This window comes from Bradyrhizobium semiaridum (assembly GCF_020329505.1).
In the GTDB taxonomy this organism is placed as follows: Bacteria; Pseudomonadota; Alphaproteobacteria; order Rhizobiales; family Xanthobacteraceae; genus Bradyrhizobium; species Bradyrhizobium semiaridum.
On the sequence record NZ_JAGKJJ010000037.1, the window covers coordinates 17052 to 35130 of the forward strand.

Here is an 18079-nt window from a genome sequence, read left to right on the forward strand (position 1 = left end):
TGCCGAGGCGGGGCAGATACGATGAACATGACTGGTTCATCCAACAATTCTCGCATCGACCAGACCGAGATTAGATTTCTCATCGAGAAGAATGCCGATGGCATTATAGTCGTCGACGAAAGCGGAACCGTGTTGTTCGCCAATCCGGCCGCCGAGCAGATTTTTGGTCGATCCTCGGGATCCCTGATCGGCTCCCCGATTGGAATACCCTTTGTCGCCGGCGACACGACGGAAATCACCGTTCATAGGCCCGGGGGCGGCCCGATCGATGCTGAAATCCGCGTCGTCGAAACGAGGTGGGATCATCGGCCTGCTCGCCTCGCCAGCCTTCGCGATATTTCGGCTCGCAGGGCACTGGAGGAACGGCTGCGGCATTCCGTGAAGATGGAGGCGATCGGGCGACTTACGGCGGGCATTGCGCATGACTTCAACAATCTCCTCACCGTGGTACTCGGCAATCTGGAGAGCGCCCAACGGCGCTCCGCCAATCTCGATTCCACGCTGCTGCACGCGCTCGAAAATGCGACGCGCGGTGCCCAACAGGCGGCGGTTCTGACGGAACGTCTCCTTGCGTTCGCGCGACGCAAGCCGCTGGAGCCGCGGCTGCTGCACCTCGAAGCTGTCGTTCGCAGAATGTCGGATCTGCTCCAGCGCACGCTCGGAGAGCGAATCATAGTTCGAACCAAGATCGCTGCAAACCTCTGGCCAGTGGAAGCCGACCCTACCGAGCTGGAGGCGGCAATCCTTAACCTCGCAGTCAACTCCCGGGACGCCATGCCCTCTGGAGGCGAACTCATCATCGAGACGGCAAATATCGAACTGTGTGTCGACCCCGAGCCGGCCGAAGGCGAAGCGAAGGAAGGGCCGCATGTGCTGATCTCGATTGCGGATACCGGCAGCGGAATGACGCCTGATGTGCTCCGCCACGTCTTCGAACCGTTCTTCACGACCAAGTCCGATGGACGCGGCACGGGTCTCGGCCTGAGCCAGGTCTACGGCTTTGCCAAGCAGAGCGGCGGCCATGTCAGAGTGTCCAGCCAGCCGGATGTCGGGACAACGGTCAGTATCTTCTTGCCGAAGGCGGCGGCGCAGTTCGAAATGGCGGAGCCGCAGACCTTTCAACCAAGGAGTCTTGCGCCTATTCCGCGCGCGAGGGCCGCTGAGACAATCCTCGTCGTTGAAGATGACAAAGACGTTCGTCAGTACACCGTAAGTAGCTTGCGCGAGCTGGGCTATATTGTGTTCGAAGCCGTCGACGCAACGGTTGCACTTGACGTTCTTCGACGCCAGCCGGACATCCAGCTGCTCTTTACCGATTTTGGCCTGCCGGGTATCGATGGAAAAAGCTTGGCAGAGCAAGCGCGACTCACGAATCCTTCACTCAGGGTATTGATTACATCCGCATACGCCGACAGTTCCCTGATTCAAGAAGGCCGACTTGCTCCGGACGTCGATCTACTAACCAAACCGTTCACGTTTGCTGCGCTCGCGATGCGAGTTCGGGAGGTGTTCGATGCAAATCTCGGCAGTGATCAGACCGGGGTACGTGTTCTGGTGGTCGAGGACGAATTCCTGCTGCAAGCCTTTCTCATCGATGAGCTCGCTGAGTTTGGTTTGCAGGCTGAGGCCGCCGCGAGCTTCAAGGACGCTCTCACGAAGTTTCAATGCATCAGCGAACAGCTTGCGGCAGCAATTGTCGATCTCGGCCTGCCGGATCGACCCGGTGACGAATTGATCCCGGCGATCAGAGCTGTGCGGTCGACCCTGCCGATCATTTTGACGACCGGTTATGCCAAAGACGATGTCCGCGAGCGCTTCGCGCAAGATGCGTATTTGGCGATTCTGACCAAGCCATTTAATTCGCACGACCTCGTAAACGCACTTCAAAGATTTGGAATTCGTTTGAGCAAGTCTCCTTGACCGGCCTTACTTGCGCGCTTTTCCTTATCCTGGTTCGACGAGGAACTGTCGCAACGCGCGTTCGGCGTCAGTGTGGGAAGCGCAGTCAGGCGCTCCGGCAAGGACCGCTCCCGTTGACTTCGAGAATCGGTGAGAACAGATTCGATTCGGACGATTTTCAAGTATGACGGGCGCCGTTGGGGCTGCCTTCCCGCGGCAATGCCTGCGATTTCCGCTCCGGCCGATTGCAGCAGGGGGCCGAAATCTCCCAGCGGCTACTATTGCCGCGGCGCCAATTCCTAACGAAGGGTTACACGCCAGCCGCGAATTTCATGGCTCGGGCGAAGTTGACGTTAAATCGCCGTGGCCATCATCGCCCCTCCAGACCATCGGACGCTCGAGGGCCGCATGACCTCCCCCGCGGGATTGGAAGCTGGAATACCCTCGCAAATGAGGCTGCAAGTGAAATCCGGAGCCGTCGCGGCGTGGCGCGCGCGCCTGCGCGGCTTTGCGCGCGACGAATCCGGCAGCTACGCCATCCTGGTCGCCTTGCTGTTGCCGGTGCTGGTCGGCGCGGCCGGCCTCGGCACCGAGGTCGCATGGTGGTTCTACAAGCACAAGAACATGATGAGTGCCGCCGATTCGGCGGCCGTCAGCGCGGCCACCGCCGGCACCAATCTGTTGACCGAGGCCAACGCCATCACGACGTTCTACGGCTACGCCAACGGCGTCGACAACGTCACCGTCGCGGTCAACCAGCCGCCCTCGACCGGAAGCTTCGCGACAGGCTCGCAGGCGGTCGAGGTCATCATCACCCAACCGCAACCGCGGCTGCTGTCGGCGCTGTTCGGCTCCGGTGCGGTGCCGGTCACGGCGCGCGCCGTCGCGCTCGGCAATATCGGGACCGGTTGCGTGCTGGCGCTCGACCCCACCGCCAGTCCGGCCGCGTCGGTGAAGGGCAGCGCCCAGCTCAACCTGATCAACTGCAACCTCTATGACAATTCCAGCGGCGGGCCGGCGCTCACCGTCACCGGCACCGCCACGATCAATGCGCGGATGGTCGCCGTGGTCGGCGGCGTCAGCGGCGCGAGCAGCATCACCACCACCGCGGGCATCCGCACCGGCGTGCGGCCGACGCCCGATCCCTACGCCAACGTTACGCCGACGATGCCCACCTGGTGCGACCACTCGAACAAGTTCAACGTCAAGGGGACGACGGCGCTCAGCCCGGGAAGCTATTGCGGCGACATCTCGGTGAACGCCGGGGCCACGCTGACGCTCGATCCCGGGATCTACTATCTCAGGGGCAGCAACCTGTCGGTGGCCGGCAACGCCACCATCACCGGAACCGGCGTCACGCTGGTGTTCACCAACTCCGGCAGCAGCTGGAGTTCGGCGAACATCGGCAGCAATGCCAATGTCATGCTGACCGCGCCCACCAGCGGCGTCACCGCGGGCATCGCGATCTATGGCGATCGCAACATGCCGGTCGGCACCACCTTCAACCTCACCGGCGGCGGCACGCAGAATCTCGCCGGCGCGATCTATTTGCCCAAGGCCGATTTGAGCTTCAGCGGCGGCAACGGCACCAGCACCACTTGCACCCAGATCATTGCAGATACCATCACCTTTACCGGGAATTCGACCGTGAAGGTCGATTGCGCGGCGATGGGCGGCAACGCCATCGGCTCGGCAACCGCGCAGCTCGTCGAATAAGCCGAATCGTCTGATGGAGGCGGACATGACAAATGGTGAATGCCAATCGCGAAGGCGTGGCGTGTTGCGCCGCATCTTGGCGCGCTTCAGGAAAGACCGGCGCGGCGCCGCCGCAATCGAGTTCGGCGTGCTGGTGCCGCTGCTGGCGCTGATGGCGGTGTCGGTGGTCGATCTTGGCCTTGCGATCTATCGCAAGATGCAGGTGGAGAGCGCGGCCCAGGCCGGGGTCGAATACGCCATCGCGCACGGCTTCGACGCCAACGCGATCAGCGCGGCGGTGGTCAACGCGACCAATGCCACGACGATCACGGCGACTCCGGCTCCGACCAAGTATTGCGGCTGCGCCTCGTCCTCCGGCGTCATCAGCGCGACGTGCGGGGCGACCTGTCCGGGCGGCCGGCTGGCGGGCACATATACGACTGTGTCTGCGCAGGCGAACTACTGGACCATCATCAACTACCAGGTCGTGCCGGCCAGCTATGCCTTCAGCATGCAGTCGAAAGTGAGGCTGCAATGACGCGCGCCGCTGCATTCTGGCGTGATCGCCGCGGCGCGTCCGCGCTCGAATTCGGCCTGATCGCGCCGCTGTTCTTTGCCTTCATCTTCGGCATCGTCGAGATCGGCCTCTTGCTGTGGACCCAGGCGGGGATGCAGCATGGCGCCGCGCTCGCCGCGCGCTGCGCCACGGTCAACACCACGCTGTGTCCTACCAGCAACCCGGACATGATCACCGCCTATGCGAGCCAGCAGGCCTTCGGCCTCAACCTGCCGGCATCGACCTTCACCTATGCGTCGCCGGCCTGCGGCAACCAAGTGACCGCAAGCTACCAGTTCCAGTTTCCGCAGATCTTGAATTTGGCGCCGGTGACGCTGACGGCGGCGTCGTGCTTCCCGGCGTGAGCGGACAGGTATCGAATCTGTAGCCCGGATGCAGCGCAGCGCAATCCGGGAACGGATGATCCGCGGATGCGGGACCCCGGATTACGTTCGCTGCATCCGGGCTACGGACCGCCGTTCGTCAATTGCGTTGTGCCGTCCAATAGCCCGCGCATTGTGCGCTGCCGGAGTAGCCGCGCCAGGTGCCGCGGCCTGCGGTCGCGGAGAGGCGGCCCGAGCCTGTGGCGTGTTTCTCATGCACGGTCACCGAGGCGCGGACCGCGCCCGATCTTGCGACATAGCCGCGGAACTTTACCAGGTTCGGATGGGTGACGACGCCATTCGAAATGTTGACGGTGAAGTTGTAGCTCGGATCGCAGTCGCCGCTCCGGGTGACGAAGACGAGATCCCAGGAGCCGTCAAAGGCCGACCGCGCATTGGCCGAGCCTCCAAAGGCCGCGAGACCGGCGGCAGTGATCACACAGAGCAAAAGCCGTTTCATGGTTTCCTCAGATGTCGGCGGTCACAGCCAATCGTTCGACGAAGCGCAACGCAACCTAAGCGCTTTCTATACCGTAGGACACGATCCAAGTGATGTATGCGAAATAGTACGTCGATCCATCGACGCAAGGGCGAAACAGCATGCGCGTCCGGATTCATATCCATTCGCGCACGCCATCGCCGGCTCTTAGGGCCGTGCTTCGAGGATCAGGTTGAACGGGGTCTCCGCCGCGCGGCGAAAGCGGGTCAGGCCGCCCTGGCGGGCGACGTCGCGCAGCCGCGCTTCGCCGGCCTGCGCGCCGAGCGCGAGGCCGACCTCCTGGTCCAGCGAGGCCGGCGTGCACACCATCGTCGAGGCGGCGTAGTAGACCCGGCCGACCGGATTGAAATTGTCCTGCAGCCGGTCGTGGGCAAACGGCTCGATCAGCATGCAGGTGCCGTCGTCGGCCATCGCCTCGCGCGTATGCTTCATCGCGCCGACGGGATCGCCCATGTCGTGCAGGCAGTCGAAGAAGCAGACGAGGTCGTAGCCGCGTTTCGGGAACGATTTGGCCGAATGCACCTCGAAATGCACGCGGTCGGATAGCTCCTCCGTACGGGCGGCCTCGCGCGCGGTCGCGATCGAGCCGTCGTGATAGTCGAAGCCGTAGAAGGTCGAGTTCGGAAACGCCTTCGCCATCAGCAGCGTCGACACGCCGTGGCCGCAGCCGATATCGGCGACGGTGGCGCCGCGTTCGAGCTTGGCGACGACGCCGTCGAGCGCCGGCAGCCATTCCTGCACCAGATGATGCTTGTAGCCGGTACGGAAGAAGCGCGCCGTGCCGCAGAACAGGCATTCGCTGCGCCGGTTCCAGCCGACACCCTTGCCGGACCTGAAGGCGTCGGTGATCTTCGGCTCGTCCAGGAAGGTCGCGGAAACGAGATGCCCCACCGCGCCGAGAAACACCGGGCTGTCCTCGTCGGCCAGCGCCAGCGCCTGCTCGGGCAGCATCGAGAATTGATTGGTCGCCGGGTCGTATTCGACATAGCCGGATGCAGCCTGCGCCGACAGCCATTCGCGCACATAGCGCTCGGCCGTGCCGGTCGCCTTGGCCAGCTCGGCGGAATTCATCGGGCCGCTTTTGGCGAGCGCGCGGTAAAGGCCGAGCTTGTCGCCGAGCAGCATCAGCGATGCGTTCATCGCCGCGCCGACGTCTCCGATCATTTTACCCATGAAAGAGTTCAGGCGGTCAGTATCGACGTCCATTCTATCCTCCATTGAAAAAGTCAGTGGTACAGACGCAATTCTTCCCGGCCGAAAGAATAGGCCGCGGATGTTGCGGCACGATTTCACGGCCCGGCAGATCAGTTTCGCCGCGGATGCCGCGTTGTTACGCCCGCGCGCACGCGATGTTCTCGCAGCTTCGTGACCGTCGACGAGGCATGCGTATGCACTCGGGGCGCCGCGCGTCAGCCGAGCCTTGTCGCTCGCGCCGGCGTGATCTAAGCCTGCCGCTTGCGGGCCGCGAACATCGAGAAGAGCCTGCGGGTCTTTGGGGAGAAACAATGAGAACACTGCTCATCGCCGCGGCGTTCGCCGCCGGCATCGCCATCAGCACTGCCCATGCCACGCCGCTGCCGGAAGCAAAGCCCGATCAGGTCGGGTTCTCGCAGAAGGGGCTGGCGCGGCTCGACGATTTCTTCGCGCGCGAGATCGCGGCCAAGCGGGTGCCCGGCGCGGTGGTGGCGATCGCGCGCGACGGCAAGCTCGTGCATTACAAGGCGTACGGCCAGCTCGACGCGGCCAAGGGCACGCCGATGCCGATCGATGCCATGTTCGCGCTGGCGTCGATGACCAAGCCGATGGCGGCGGTCGCCGGCCTCACGCTGATGGAGCAGGGCAGGCTGCCGCTGCAGGCCCGGGTCGCCGACTATTATCCGGCGTTTGCCGACATGAAGGTCGGCGTGCAGCAGGCCGATGGCTCATTGAAGATGGAGCCGCAGGCGCAGCCGATCTTCATCCACGATCTCTATCGCCACACCTCGGGCCTGATGTATGGCGGCCGGCCCGACAGTTCGAGCGCGCTGGCGCGGCTCTATCCCGACGGCACGGCGCCCGCGGTGGAAGGCGATACCCAGGCCTTCATCGACCGCATCACCAAGCTGCCGCTGGTGCACCAGCCCGGTACCGAGTTCGAATACGGCTTCTCGATCGACGTGCTCGGCGCCGTGGTCGAGAAGGTCGCCGAGCAGCGGCTCGGCGAGTATCTCGCCGCCAATGTCTGGACGCCGCTCGGGATGAAGGACGCCACGTTCCATCCGAACGACGCGCAGCGCGCCAGGCTGGCGCGGCCGTTTCCGAACGATCCGCTGACCGGCAAGCCGCAGGCGATCAAGCTTCTGGACACGCCGACCAAGTTCGATTGCGGCGGCGCCTGCTCGTTCGCCACCGTCGGCGATTATCTTCGCTTCGGGCAGATGTTGCTCAACGGCGGCGAGCTCGATGGCAAGCGCATCCTCGGCCCCAGGTCCGTGCATCACATGACCTCGAACCATCTCGGGCCGGAGATCAAGAACAACGTCGCCAATGTCGAGCCGCATCGCGGCGGCTTCGGCTTCGGGCTGTCGGTTGCGGTGCGCACCAGCGAGGGCCTGTCGTCGGTGCCGGGCAATCCCGGCGAGTTCACCTGGAACGGCGCCTACGGCACCCAGTTCTTCTGCGACCCGAAGGAACGTCTCGTGGTCGTGGTCGGAACCGCGGCGCCCGGCGAGCTGCGCAAATATTATCGCGAGAACGTGCAGGATATCGTCTACGGCGCGATCGTGAAGTGAGCGTCACTGCCTCATCGTCGCCGTGAGACCGTTCCCTCGGGGAACAGCGAAAAGGCCCACCGCTCGGCGAGCGGTGGGCCTTGATTTTGCGCGTATTACCAGCGCCGGTAGACGCCGGTCAGCGTGCCGTTGTTATTGCCCTGCGGCCCGACGTCGCCCTGAGTCGAGCTCGGCGTCGGATGGTTGGTGCCGTTGAAGGCGCCATACCAGCCCGGTTGCGCCGGGTAGTACGCCACCGGCGGCGGCGCGGCTTCATAGCGCGAGTAGGCGGGGCCCATGTCGCTCTCGTAGACATAACCCTGCGCGTACGCACCGGCCGTCGTCGCAAGCAACGACGCCGCGGCGAGCGAGAGGAACTTGATCTTCTGGTTCATTGCGTTCTCCTTGCTGGTGTCGCGACCAACGACGGGCACGGAGCGGCGTTCCGAATTTTCGATCAACTCTTCGCCCTGAATCGAAACGTGAACATTCGTCCATCTGCGATCATGTTTTGGTGAGGGGCCTTGCGCGGCACGATGGAACTGCGGTCGCGGCACGATTGCAGATGGCATCGATGCAATCGTAACGGAGTGCGGCGCGGCGGGCCATAGCCGTAAAAGAAGCCCACCGAATCGCGACGGGCGAGATCTCAGGGAGGAAGTGCTCCGACAAGGAGACTACCTAGAGTTTCGCCGATTCGGCGGCGGCTGCGAGGATCGTATAACTACTGTCATCGGGCGGGGCATTATGCGAATGCTGCCGGGTTGCGGGTGCAGTCAAACAGGGGAAGTTCATGAGCATGTCCGGCATCTTTGCGCGCGTCGTTGCGGGGATCGGCGCCGTGGCGCTGGCGTATCGGCGGACCCAGGGCGCAGAGCCCAAGCCTGCCTGGGGCGCGACGCCGCAAATCCCGGAGGCGAAATCGCAAGGCGCGATCCCGACGCTGAAGATGCCGACGGCGAGGGGCTGGGACCAAGGCCAGAAGCCGACCGCCGCGCCCGGGCTCAAGGTCAACGCATTCGCGGCCGGGCTCGATCATCCGCGCTGGATCAGCGTGCTGCCCAACGGCGACGTCCTGATCGCGGAGGCGACGCAGATCGCCGGCAAGCCGCGCACCCTGTTCCACTATGCGATGCAGGCGACGATGCGGCGCGCCGCGGCGCTCGGCGTCAGCGCCGACCGCATCACGCTGCTGCGCGACCGCGACGGCGATGGCGTCGCCGAGATCCGCGGCGCCTTCATGGAGGGCTTGAGCCAGCCGTTCGGGATGGCGCTGGTCGGCGACACCTTCTATGTCGGCAACACCGACGGCGTCGTCGCCTTTCCCTATGTCGCGGGCGCCGACCGCATCACCGCCGAGGGCCGCAAGCTCGTCACCTTCAAGCCCGGCGGTCACTGGACGCGCAGCCTGTTGCCGAGCGCGGACGGCAAGAAGCTCTATGCCGGCGTCGGTTCGCTCTCCAACATCGCCGAGAGCGGCTTCGAGGTTGAGGAAGGACGCGCCGCGATCTACGAGCTCGATCTCGCCGCCGGCACCAGCCGCATCTTCGCCGGCGGGCTGCGCAACCCGGTCGGGCTCGCATGGGAGCCGACCACGAATGTGCTGTGGACCGTGGTCAACGAGCGCGACGGCATCGGCGACGAGACGCCGCCGGATTATCTCACCTCGGTGCGCGATGGCGGTTTCTACGGCTGGCCGTACTGCTACTGGGGCCAGATCGTCGACGACCGCGTGCCGCAGGATGCCGCGATGGTCGCCAAGGCGATCCAGCCGGACTACGCGCTCGGCGGCCACACCGCCTCGCTCGGCCTGTGCTGGATGCCGGCCGGCACGCTGCCCGGCTTTCCCGACGGCATGGCGATCGGCCAGCACGGCTCGTGGAATCGCTCGACGCTGTCGGGCTATAAGGTGGTGTTCGTGCCGTTCGAGAACGGCCGCCCTGCCGGCCCGGCGCGCGACATCCTGTCGGGGTTCCTCGCACCCGACGAGAAGGTGTCCTACGGCCGCCCGGTCGGCGTCGCGCTCGGCCCGGACCGCTCGCTGCTGGTCGCCGACGATGTCGGCAATGTGATCTGGCGCGTCACGGGGGCGTAACGCTGATCACACCGACCTGGTCTCGCCGTCGTCTATCGCGCAGCGCGGCGGATTTGTCATGCCCGCGATGGAGGGGAACTCGAACGACCGCGCCGATCGCTCTGAAGCGACTAAAACCGGAATGAAATCCGACACGCTTTTCAACCATGTCCCTTGAGTGTTCCTCAACCTCCGCCGCCGATGCTTCGCCGCGTCGAAGCGATCCACGAGGAGCACAGCGAATGCCGGCCAAAGCACGAGCGACCGCGACCAAGCCCCAGGCGCTGGAGCGCGAAGACATCCTGAACGCGCACGCCATCAGCACGCTGAGCGCGGGCGCCGTGAGCGCGATGAGCGCGGTCGGGGCCGCCGTCATCAAGAAGAACAAGGCCGCGCTCGGCAAGAACCCGGACTGGTTCTGGCACATGTTCGCCAAATGCGAAGCCAAGGCCGCGCGCCTCGCCGAACAGGCCGCACGCGATCCGAATGCCTGGGGCGATGCGACCTTCATCGAGACCTATGCCAGCCAGCTGCCGAAGCTGCTGACCGCGGCGCTGGACGCGCACGAGAAGGCGCTGAAGGCGAAGTAGAGCCGCGGCGCGGTAGGCCCTGCAACAAATTGCGTGTCGTCCTGGCGAAAGCCAGGACCCATTACCCCAAACATCAATTGTTGCACGATGCTGGGGCCGCGATCCCGTTCACAACCAAATGTTATGGGTCTTGGCTTTTGCCAGGACGGCATCGTGTTTGTTGCGCGATCCCAACCCGTCATCCTGAGGAGCGCGCTCCTGCGCGCGTCTCGAAGGATGAATCGGCCCGGCTGGTGGCTTCGATCCTTCGAGGCTCGCAAGAGCTCGCACCTCAGGATGACGGATCAAGCAGCGGGGCGGGGGGCTCAAACCCTCACGCCACCTTCCGCCGCCCCGCTCGCTTCGCCGCATCCTTCGCGCCACCCTTCGGCGCACGCAATTCTTCCGCGGCGAGTGCGACCACCTCGGAGATCTGCTGCAATTGTGCGGCGAGCGGGCTGGTCTTGCGCCAGACCATGCCGATGGTGCGCGACGGCTGCGGGTTCTTGAAGCGCGACAGCGTGACCGGAGCCGAGCGGGTCTCGACGCCGACCGCCATCTCCGGGATCAGCGTGACGCCGATGCCGGCGCCGACCATCTGCACCAGGGTCGACAGCGAGCTGGCGTCCAGCACCTCGCGCGGCGGCGAGGACTGCATGTTGCAGAACGACAGCGCCTGGTCGCGGAAGCAGTGGCCTTCCTCGAGCAGCAGGAGCCGCATCTCGCGCAGCATCTCGGCGCTCGGCACCGGCGTTCCCGCCGCCTCGCCCGGCCGCACCAGCAAGAAGTTTTCCGAGAACAGCGCGACCTCGGTCAGCGACGGCTCCGATACCGGCAGCGCCACGATCGCGGTGTCGAGCCGGCCCTCGGCGACCTCCTTGATCAGCTTCGGCGTCAGCGTCTCGCGGACATGGATGTCGAGTTCCGGATGCAGCCGCGCCAGCGTCTCGATCACTTTCGGCAGCAGATACGGCGCGATGGTGGGGATCATGCCGACGCGCAAGCGGCCGGCCAGCTTGTCGCGCGAGGCGCGGGCGAAATCGCCGAGCTCGTCGACCGAGCGCAGGATGTCGCGGACCCGGTGCAGCAGTTCCTCGCCGAACGCGGTCAGCGCCACCTGCCGCGCGTTGCGCTCGATCAAGACGCCGCCGACGGCCTGTTCCATCTCGCGGATCTGCATCGACAGCGCCGGCTGCGAGATCGCACAGGCCTCCGCGGCGCGTCCGAAATGGCCGTGGCGGGCCAGCGCATCGAAATATCTGAGTTGCCGGAGTGTGACATTTATCATCAGATTATCTTATCGACGCGATCATTAAAGTCAATTTCACCTGATGGACCGGGCCGCGTAGAATCATTCTTGGAAGAGCTCCAGCACATTCCAAAATCCATCACCTCGGAGAAGAAACATGGACGCAAAAACCGACGACGGCGCGGGGAAATGCCCGTTCGGCGCGAGCCCTCGCGCGCGCACGAACCGCGACTGGTGGCCCGAGGCGCTCGACATCCAGGGACTGCACAAGAACTCCAGCCTGTCCGATCCGATGGGCAAGGACTTCGACTACGCCGCGGCGTTCAAGAGCCTCGACCTCAACGCCGTGATCAAGGACCTCACGGCGCTGATGACCGACTCGCAGGAGTGGTGGCCGGCCGACTACGGTCACTACGGCGGCCTGATGATCCGCATGGCCTGGCACTCGGCGGGCACCTATCGCATCACCGATGGCCGTGGCGGCGCGGGCGCCGGTCAGCAGCGTTTCGCGCCGCTGAACAGCTGGCCCGACAATGCCAGCCTCGACAAGGCGCGGCGGCTGCTGTGGCCGATCAAGCAGAAATACGGCAACAAGATCTCGTGGGCCGACTTGATGGTCCTCGCCGGCAACGTCGCGCTGGAATCGATGGGCTTCAAGACCTTCGGCTTCGCGGGTGGCCGCGCCGACGTCTGGGAGCCGGAGGAGTTGTACTGGGGTCCGGAAGGCACCTGGCTCGGCGACGAGCGCTACAGCGGCGAGCGCCAGCTCTCCGAGCCGCTCGGTGCGGTGCAGATGGGCCTGATCTACGTCAACCCGGAAGGTCCGAACGGCAAGCCCGATCCGGTCGCCGCGGCCAAGGACATCCGTGAGACGTTCTTCCGCATGGCGATGAACGACGAGGAGACCGTCGCGCTGATCGCCGGCGGCCACACTTTCGGCAAGACCCACGGCGCCGGCGATCCGTCGCTGGTCGGTCCGGAGCCGGAAGCCGGCGCGCTGGAAGACCAGGGCCTCGGCTGGAAGAGCAAGCACGCCAGCGGCATCGCCGGCGACGCGATCACCTCCGGCCTGGAAGTGGTCTGGAGCCAGACGCCGACCAAGTGGAGCAACTACTTCTTCGAGAACCTGTTCAAGTATGAATGGGAGCTGACGAAGAGCCCGGGCGGCGCCCACCAGTGGGTAGCGAAGGACGCAGACGCGATCATCCCGGATCCGTTCGATCCGTCGAAGAAGCGCAAGCCGACCATGCTGACCACCGACCTCTCGCTGCGCTTCGATCCGGCCTACGAGAAGATCTCGCGTCGCTTCCTGGAGCACCCGGATCAGTTCGCGGACGCCTTCGCCCGCGCCTGGTTCAAGCTCACGCATCGCGACATGGGGCCGATCCAGCGCTATCTCGGCCCACTGGTGCCGAAGGAGGAGTTGATCTGGCAGGATCGGGTGCCGGCGCTCGATCACGAAGTGATCGGCGAGACGGATATCGAGGCGCTGAAGGCGAAGATCCTCGCCTCCGGGCTGTCGGTGTCCGAACTGGTGTCGGCGGCCTGGGCCTCGGCCTCGACCTTCCGCGGCTCCGACAAGCGCGGCGGCGCCAACGGCGCGCGCGTCCGTCTTGCTCCGCAGAAGGACTGGGAGGTCAACGAGCCGGCGCAGCTCAAGAATGTGCTGGGCAAGCTCGAAGCCATCCAGAAGGAGTTCAGCACCGGCGGCAAGAAGGTTTCGCTCGCCGACCTAATCGTGCTCGGCGGCGCTGCTGCGATCGAGAAGGCGGCGAAGGACGGCGGCACCAGCATCAAGGTCCCGTTCACGCCCGGCCGCACCGACGCTTCGCAGGAGCAGACGGATGTGCAGTCGTTCGCTCCGCTCGAGCCGCGGGCTGACGGCTTCCGCAACTATGTCAGCGGCAAGCATCAGTTCATGATGCCCGAGGAAGCGCTGGTGGACCGTGCGCAGCTGCTGCGGCTCACCGGCCCGGAAATGACCGTGCTGGTCGGCGGCCTGCGCGTGCTCGGCGCCAATGTCAACAAGTCGAAGCAGGGCGTGTTCACTGGCAAGGTGGGGACGCTGACCAACGACTTCTTCCTCAACCTGCTCGACATGAGCACGGAGTGGAGCCATGTCGGCCAAGGCGTCTATGAGGGCCGCGACCGCAAGACCAAGGCGGTGAAGTGGACCGCTTCCCGCGTCGACCTGATCTTCGGCTCGCACTCGCAGCTGCGCGCGTTCGCCGAAGTCTACGGCCAGTCGGATTCCAAGGAGAAGTTCGTCAAGGACTTCGTCGCCGCCTGGACCAAGGTGATGAACGCCGATCGCTTCGACCTGGCCGGCCACAAGTAAGCGGACGGCACGGGACAGACGACAAGAGGGCGGCGCTGCGGCGCCGCCCTCTCGCATTTCAGGGGTGTAGAAAGGCTTTCGAGCCTTGCCGCTGCGCTTCAGTCGTGCAGCTTCATGTCCCGGATCATCGCCTCGACCTCCGCCCGCGTCGGCGACGCCGGCATAGCTCGCGCCGCGCTGCCGGCCATGTAGGCCGCATCGCACCGCGTCGCGTCACGTGGGGATTCGACGATCGCGGTCAGGCTCGCCCAGCAAACGAACAGCGCCACGATCCAGTCCAGCACATTGGATGCCGTCATCACAGCACCAGCATCAGCATTGTCATGCCGCAATGGTGCAACCGGCGCCGGGCCAGTGCAATTCGGAAGGCGCGAAACGTAGCTTCGGCGTTTCCGAGCGATTGAAGCGCCGCCGCCGCATCGAAAGTGCTCTCCCTCTCCCGCTTGCGGGGAGGAGGGCTGGGGTGGGGACTCTCTCCACGAGTCGCATCGCGGAGAGAGCCCCCACCCGCGTCGCAATTCATGCGATGCGACCTCCCCCGCAAGCGGGAGAGGTGCAGCGAGCCTGAGGTGACGTTGGTGCCGCTACTACCGCTACTCCGTCCGCGCCCGGCGTCCCTCGATCGGGTAGGCGGGATCGTTGAACCCTGGCGTCGAGGGATGGCCGGCCGCCACCAGGCGGTCGATCAGCGCCTCGTCCTCGGTGGTGAAGCGATAGTCGAGCGCGCTGATGTAGTCGTCCCACTGCGCCTCGGTGCGGGGACCGGCGATCACCGCGCTGACGAACGAGGAGTTCAGCACCCACGACACCGCGAACTGCCCGGCCGTGATGCCGCGGGCCTCGGCATGGCGCTTGATCTGCTGCGCGAGCTGCAGCGATTCGGGGCGCCATTCGGTCTGCATCATGCGCTTGTCGTTGCGTCCGGCGCGGGTGTCGGCGGGCGGCGCCGCGTCGGGTGCGTATTTGCCGGTCAGCACGCCGCGCGCCAGCGGGCTGTAGGGCACGATGCCGAGCCCGTAGAAATGACAGGCCGGGAAATGCTCGACCTCGGGCATCCGGTTCATCGCGTTGTAATAGGGTTGGCTCGCGATCGGGCGATCGATGCCGAGCCGGTCGCAGATGTTGCAGATCTCGGCGACGCGCCAGGCGCGGTAGTTGGAGACGCCGAAATAGCGCACCTTGCCTGATCGGATCAGGTCGCCCATCGCGCGCACTGTCTCGTCGAGCGCCGTGGTGTGGTCTTCCTTGTGCAGATAGTAGATGTCGATGGTGTCGGTGCCGAGCCGCTTCAGGCTCGCATCGCACGCCTGGAATACCCAGCGCCGCGACAGCCCGCCATGGTTGGGATCGTCGCCGATCGGGTTGGCGAGCTTGGTCGCCAGCACCCAGTTGGATCGCTGGCTGGAGATCGCGCGCCCGACCACCTCCTCGGACTTGCCGCCATTATAGGCGTCGGCGCTGTCGATGAAGTTGATGCCGGCCTCGCGCGCCTTGGCGATGATCCGCGCCGACGTCGCCTCGTCGGTCGGTCCGCCGAACATCATGCTGCCGAGGCAGATCGGCGAAATTTTCAAGCCGCTGCGGCCGAGCTGGCGGTATTGCATCGGGAGCTCCCTAGCTGTCGTTCTTCAAAATCTTGAACACACCGTTCGCCATGGCGATGCAGCGCTTCTCGACCATCACTTCCGTCGTGATGAAAATCAGGCTGCGGGTGGAGCGCACGACGCGGGGGCGGGTGGTCAGGATCTCGCCGATCTTGCCGGCCTCGACGAAATGGGTGTCGAGCTGCACGGTCGCCAGCGTCGGCTTGCCGGAGACGAAACGCGCGGTCATGCCGCAAGCGCGGTCGGCGAAGGTCATGATCACGCCGCCCTGTACCAGGCCGCGCCGATTGTGATGCTTGTCCTCGGTGATCAGCGCGAATTCCGGTGCGCCGTCGACCATGCGCTGCCAGAGCGGGCCGACCAGCTGCAGGAAACCGCTGGTGTCGACGACCGTCCAGCCGTGGGATTTGAGCTTGTCCGCCGTCGTGGTGTGATGGTCCATTGCTTGCCGATGATTGATCGCAGGAGGCATGTGCCGATGGTCATTTCATCAAACGGGGGACTGTTGTAGTCAAGCTCAATGGCCCGCACATTTGACGATGCCACCCGGCGGAATATCGCAGAGCTCTGCGCAGCGTTCACACGCCTTTCGCCGGCAGACGCCATGCCTGATCTGAAGCGCGCCGCAGTCGCGATCGCGCTGACGGAAAGCGACGACGGCGACGGCACCGCCTTCCTGCTGACCCGCCGCAGCGCCAATCTGCGTGCGCATAGCGCGCAATGGGCGCTGCCGGGCGGGCGTTGCGATACCGGCGAGAGGCAGGCACAGGCGGCGCTGCGCGAATTGCATGAGGAGCTCGGCCTTGAGCTTGCCGAGAGTTCTGTGCTCGGCCTGCTCGACGATTATCCGACGCGCTCCGGCTACCTGATCACGCCGGTTGTGGTCTGGGCGGGCGAGCGGGCTGCGATCGTGCCGAACCCGGACGAGGTCGCTTCGGTGCATCGCATCGCGCTCGACGCGATCGAGGCCGCCGACGTCTTCAGCTTCGTCACGATCCCGGAGAGCACGCGGCGCGTCATTCGTTTCCGGCTCGGCGGCGCGCATATCCATGCGCCGACCGCCGCGCTGATCTATCAATTCCGCGAGGTGCTGGCCGGGCGCAGCACCCGCGTCGCCGATCTGGAGCAGCCGGTCTTCGCCTGGAAATAGGGAGGAAACATAATGAAGAAAATGATTGTCGCTGCCGCCGCTATGCTCGCCTTCACCGCAATGTCGCATCACGCGCAGGCGCAAAACTATCCGGCGCGGCCGATCACGCTGGTGATCCCGTTCGCGCCGGGCGGCAGCACCTCGATCGTCGGCCGCGGCGTCGCCGAGAAGATGGGCGAATTGCTCGGCGAGAAGGTCGTGGTCGACAATCGCCCGGGTGCCGGCGGCACCGTCGGCACCAAGGCGGTCGCCAAGAGCGATCCCGACGGCTACACGTTGTTGCTCGGCTACACCGGCACGCTGGCGATCGGCCCGTCGCTCTACAAGAACGCCGGCTATGATCCACGCAAGGATTTCGCGCCGATCGGCATGATCGGCAACGCGCCGAACTCGCTGGTGGTGCATCCGTCGTTTCCGGCCAAATCGGTGGCCGAACTGATCGCCTACGCCAAGGCCAATCCGGGCAAGGTCAATTTCGGATCGGCGGGTGCCGGCACCGCGAGCCACATCACCGGCGAATATTTCGCCCGCGCCGCCGGCATCACGCTGGTGCACATTCCCTACAAGGGCACGGGCCCCGCGCTCACCGATCTGCTTGGCGGCCACATCCCGATGGCGTTCGCGCCGATCCCGGCGTCGCACACCAATGTCGCGGCGGGCAAGCTGCGCGCGCTCGCGGTGACCAGCTCGACGCGCTCCGGCCTGCTGCCTGACGTGCCGACCATCGCGGAGGCCGGACTGCCCGGCTTCGACGCCTCGCTGTATTACGGCCTGGTGGCGCCTGCCGGCACGCCGCGGCCGATCATCGACAAGCTCAACAAGGCGCTGCGCGCGGCGCTGGCCTCGGAGGAGGTGAAGCAGCAGCTCGGCAATGACGGCACCGACATCACACCTGGTACTCCCGAGGACTACGCCGGCTTCATCGACAAGGACGAGAAGAAGTGGGCGCAACTGGTCAAGGCGAGCGGCGTCGAGCAGGAGTAGGGTGGTGATGAGCGCGCGACTTGCGCCGCTGCGTCTGCGCGGCGGCCGGCCGTTCGGCCGGTGCCGTCGCCGCGGGTTCCGGCGGTGCGCGCGAGACGTTGTCGTAGCAGGTGAAGCGTGACCGCGTGTCCGGGAACAGGCCGCAATCCGGACGCTCGGCGCGCAGCGACGTCGCGAACGTCAGCGCGGCGGTGGCGGCGAGCCAGATCGCGATCCTCATGGGCAGCCTCCCTATGCGTCGGAACGGCCTCTGACAGAACACCGCACCCTGGCGGTTTTTCTGGACATGATCGCGGCATCCCGCCGCCCTCCGGGCAATTAATTCCGGG

General features: G+C 65.2%; 18 protein-coding genes. 10 read left to right on the forward strand and 8 right to left on the reverse strand.

The annotated features are described in order from the left end of the window. Positions 1–21: 21 nt before the first annotated feature. The 4 genes from J6500_RS28490 (at position 22) to J6500_RS28505 (ending at position 4515) form a co-directional block, all read left to right on the forward strand. Complete coding sequence (locus J6500_RS28490; RefSeq protein WP_225716027.1) at positions 22–1920, forward strand: response regulator; 1899 nt, start codon at positions 22–24, stop codon at positions 1918–1920. 441 nt (positions 1921–2361) lie between these two features. Continuing rightward, on the forward strand, positions 2362–3615 hold the full coding sequence (locus tag J6500_RS28495; RefSeq protein ID WP_225716028.1) for a pilus assembly protein TadG-related protein: 1254 nt from the start codon (positions 2362–2364) through the stop codon (positions 3613–3615). Between the two features lie 61 nt (positions 3616–3676). Continuing rightward, positions 3677–4132, forward strand: coding sequence for a TadE/TadG family type IV pilus assembly protein (locus J6500_RS28500; RefSeq protein ID WP_225716029.1), 456 nt, complete (start codon positions 3677–3679; stop codon positions 4130–4132). After that, positions 4129–4515: a TadE/TadG family type IV pilus assembly protein gene (locus J6500_RS28505; RefSeq protein WP_225716030.1), complete on the forward strand. Its 387-nt coding sequence runs from the start codon at positions 4129–4131 to the stop codon at positions 4513–4515. The genes J6500_RS28500 and J6500_RS28505 overlap by 4 nt, the downstream gene beginning before the upstream one ends. A 118-nt stretch (positions 4516–4633) precedes the next feature. Here J6500_RS28505 and J6500_RS28510 read toward each other — a convergent pair whose 3' ends face one another. Together J6500_RS28510 and J6500_RS28515 are read right to left on the reverse strand one after the other, a co-directional pair. Further along, entirely contained in the window at positions 4634–4993 is a 360-nt protein-coding gene (locus J6500_RS28510) for a hypothetical protein (RefSeq protein ID WP_225716031.1), read from the reverse strand. A gap of 186 nt (positions 4994–5179) precedes the next feature. Next, positions 5180–6238 (reverse strand): class I SAM-dependent methyltransferase, encoded by a 1059-nt coding sequence (locus J6500_RS28515; protein ID WP_225716032.1) that lies wholly within the window; start codon positions 6236–6238, stop codon positions 5180–5182. A gap of 299 nt (positions 6239–6537) precedes the next feature. Here J6500_RS28515 and J6500_RS28520 point away from each other — a divergent pair, with 299 nt between their 5' ends. Beyond that, positions 6538–7803: a serine hydrolase domain-containing protein gene (locus J6500_RS28520; RefSeq protein WP_225716033.1), complete on the forward strand. Its 1266-nt coding sequence runs from the start codon at positions 6538–6540 to the stop codon at positions 7801–7803. 95 nt (positions 7804–7898) lie between these two features. On the opposite strand, the gene J6500_RS28525 is transcribed toward J6500_RS28520, so the two are convergent. After that, on the reverse strand, positions 7899–8177 hold the full coding sequence (locus tag J6500_RS28525) for a hypothetical protein (protein WP_225716034.1): 279 nt from the start codon (positions 8175–8177) through the stop codon (positions 7899–7901). A gap of 398 nt (positions 8178–8575) precedes the next feature. Between J6500_RS28525 and J6500_RS28530 the strand changes: the two genes are divergently transcribed. Together J6500_RS28530 and J6500_RS28535 are read left to right on the forward strand one after the other, a co-directional pair. Continuing rightward, entirely contained in the window at positions 8576–9877 is a 1302-nt protein-coding gene (locus J6500_RS28530) for a PQQ-dependent sugar dehydrogenase (RefSeq protein WP_225716035.1), read from the forward strand. A 221-nt stretch (positions 9878–10098) separates the two neighbouring features. Beyond that, positions 10099–10446 (forward strand): hypothetical protein, encoded by a 348-nt coding sequence (locus J6500_RS28535; RefSeq protein WP_225716036.1) that lies wholly within the window; start codon positions 10099–10101, stop codon positions 10444–10446. 313 nt (positions 10447–10759) lie between these two features. Here the strand turns inward: J6500_RS28535 and J6500_RS28540 are convergent, their stop codons facing one another. Then, positions 10760–11713 (reverse strand): hydrogen peroxide-inducible genes activator, encoded by a 954-nt coding sequence (locus J6500_RS28540; RefSeq protein WP_225716037.1) that lies wholly within the window; start codon positions 11711–11713, stop codon positions 10760–10762. A 118-nt stretch (positions 11714–11831) separates the two neighbouring features. Here J6500_RS28540 and katG point away from each other — a divergent pair, with 118 nt between their 5' ends. Continuing rightward, positions 11832–14012, forward strand: coding sequence for a catalase/peroxidase HPI (gene katG / locus J6500_RS28545; RefSeq protein ID WP_225716038.1), 2181 nt, complete (start codon positions 11832–11834; stop codon positions 14010–14012). A gap of 98 nt (positions 14013–14110) precedes the next feature. Here katG and J6500_RS28550 read toward each other — a convergent pair whose 3' ends face one another. The 3 genes from J6500_RS28550 to J6500_RS28560 all read right to left on the reverse strand — a co-directional run bounded on the left by J6500_RS28550 (position 14111) and on the right by J6500_RS28560 (position 16058). After that, on the reverse strand, positions 14111–14311 hold the full coding sequence (locus J6500_RS28550; RefSeq protein WP_225716039.1) for a hypothetical protein: 201 nt from the start codon (positions 14309–14311) through the stop codon (positions 14111–14113). A 294-nt stretch (positions 14312–14605) separates the two neighbouring features. Continuing rightward, the gene (locus J6500_RS28555) at positions 14606–15616 is read right to left on the reverse strand and encodes an aldo/keto reductase (RefSeq protein ID WP_225716040.1); all 1011 of its coding nucleotides are present in this window, start codon (positions 15614–15616) and stop codon (positions 14606–14608) included. Positions 15617–15626: 10 nt separating this feature from the next. Continuing rightward, a complete protein-coding gene (locus J6500_RS28560) occupies positions 15627–16058 on the reverse strand; it encodes a PaaI family thioesterase (protein ID WP_225716041.1) in 432 nt (143 codons plus the stop codon). 78 nt (positions 16059–16136) lie between these two features. Here J6500_RS28560 and J6500_RS28565 point away from each other — a divergent pair, with 78 nt between their 5' ends. Further along, positions 16137–16766: an NUDIX hydrolase gene (locus J6500_RS28565; protein WP_225716042.1), complete on the forward strand. Its 630-nt coding sequence runs from the start codon at positions 16137–16139 to the stop codon at positions 16764–16766. A 12-nt stretch (positions 16767–16778) separates the two neighbouring features. Continuing rightward, positions 16779–17750 (forward strand): Bug family tripartite tricarboxylate transporter substrate binding protein, encoded by a 972-nt coding sequence (locus J6500_RS28570; RefSeq protein WP_225716043.1) that lies wholly within the window; start codon positions 16779–16781, stop codon positions 17748–17750. On the opposite strand, the gene J6500_RS28575 is transcribed toward J6500_RS28570, so the two are convergent. Further along, positions 17722–17970: a hypothetical protein gene (locus J6500_RS28575; RefSeq protein WP_225716044.1), complete on the reverse strand. Its 249-nt coding sequence runs from the start codon at positions 17968–17970 to the stop codon at positions 17722–17724. The genes J6500_RS28570 and J6500_RS28575 overlap by 29 nt on opposite strands. Positions 17971–18079 lie beyond the last annotated feature (109 nt).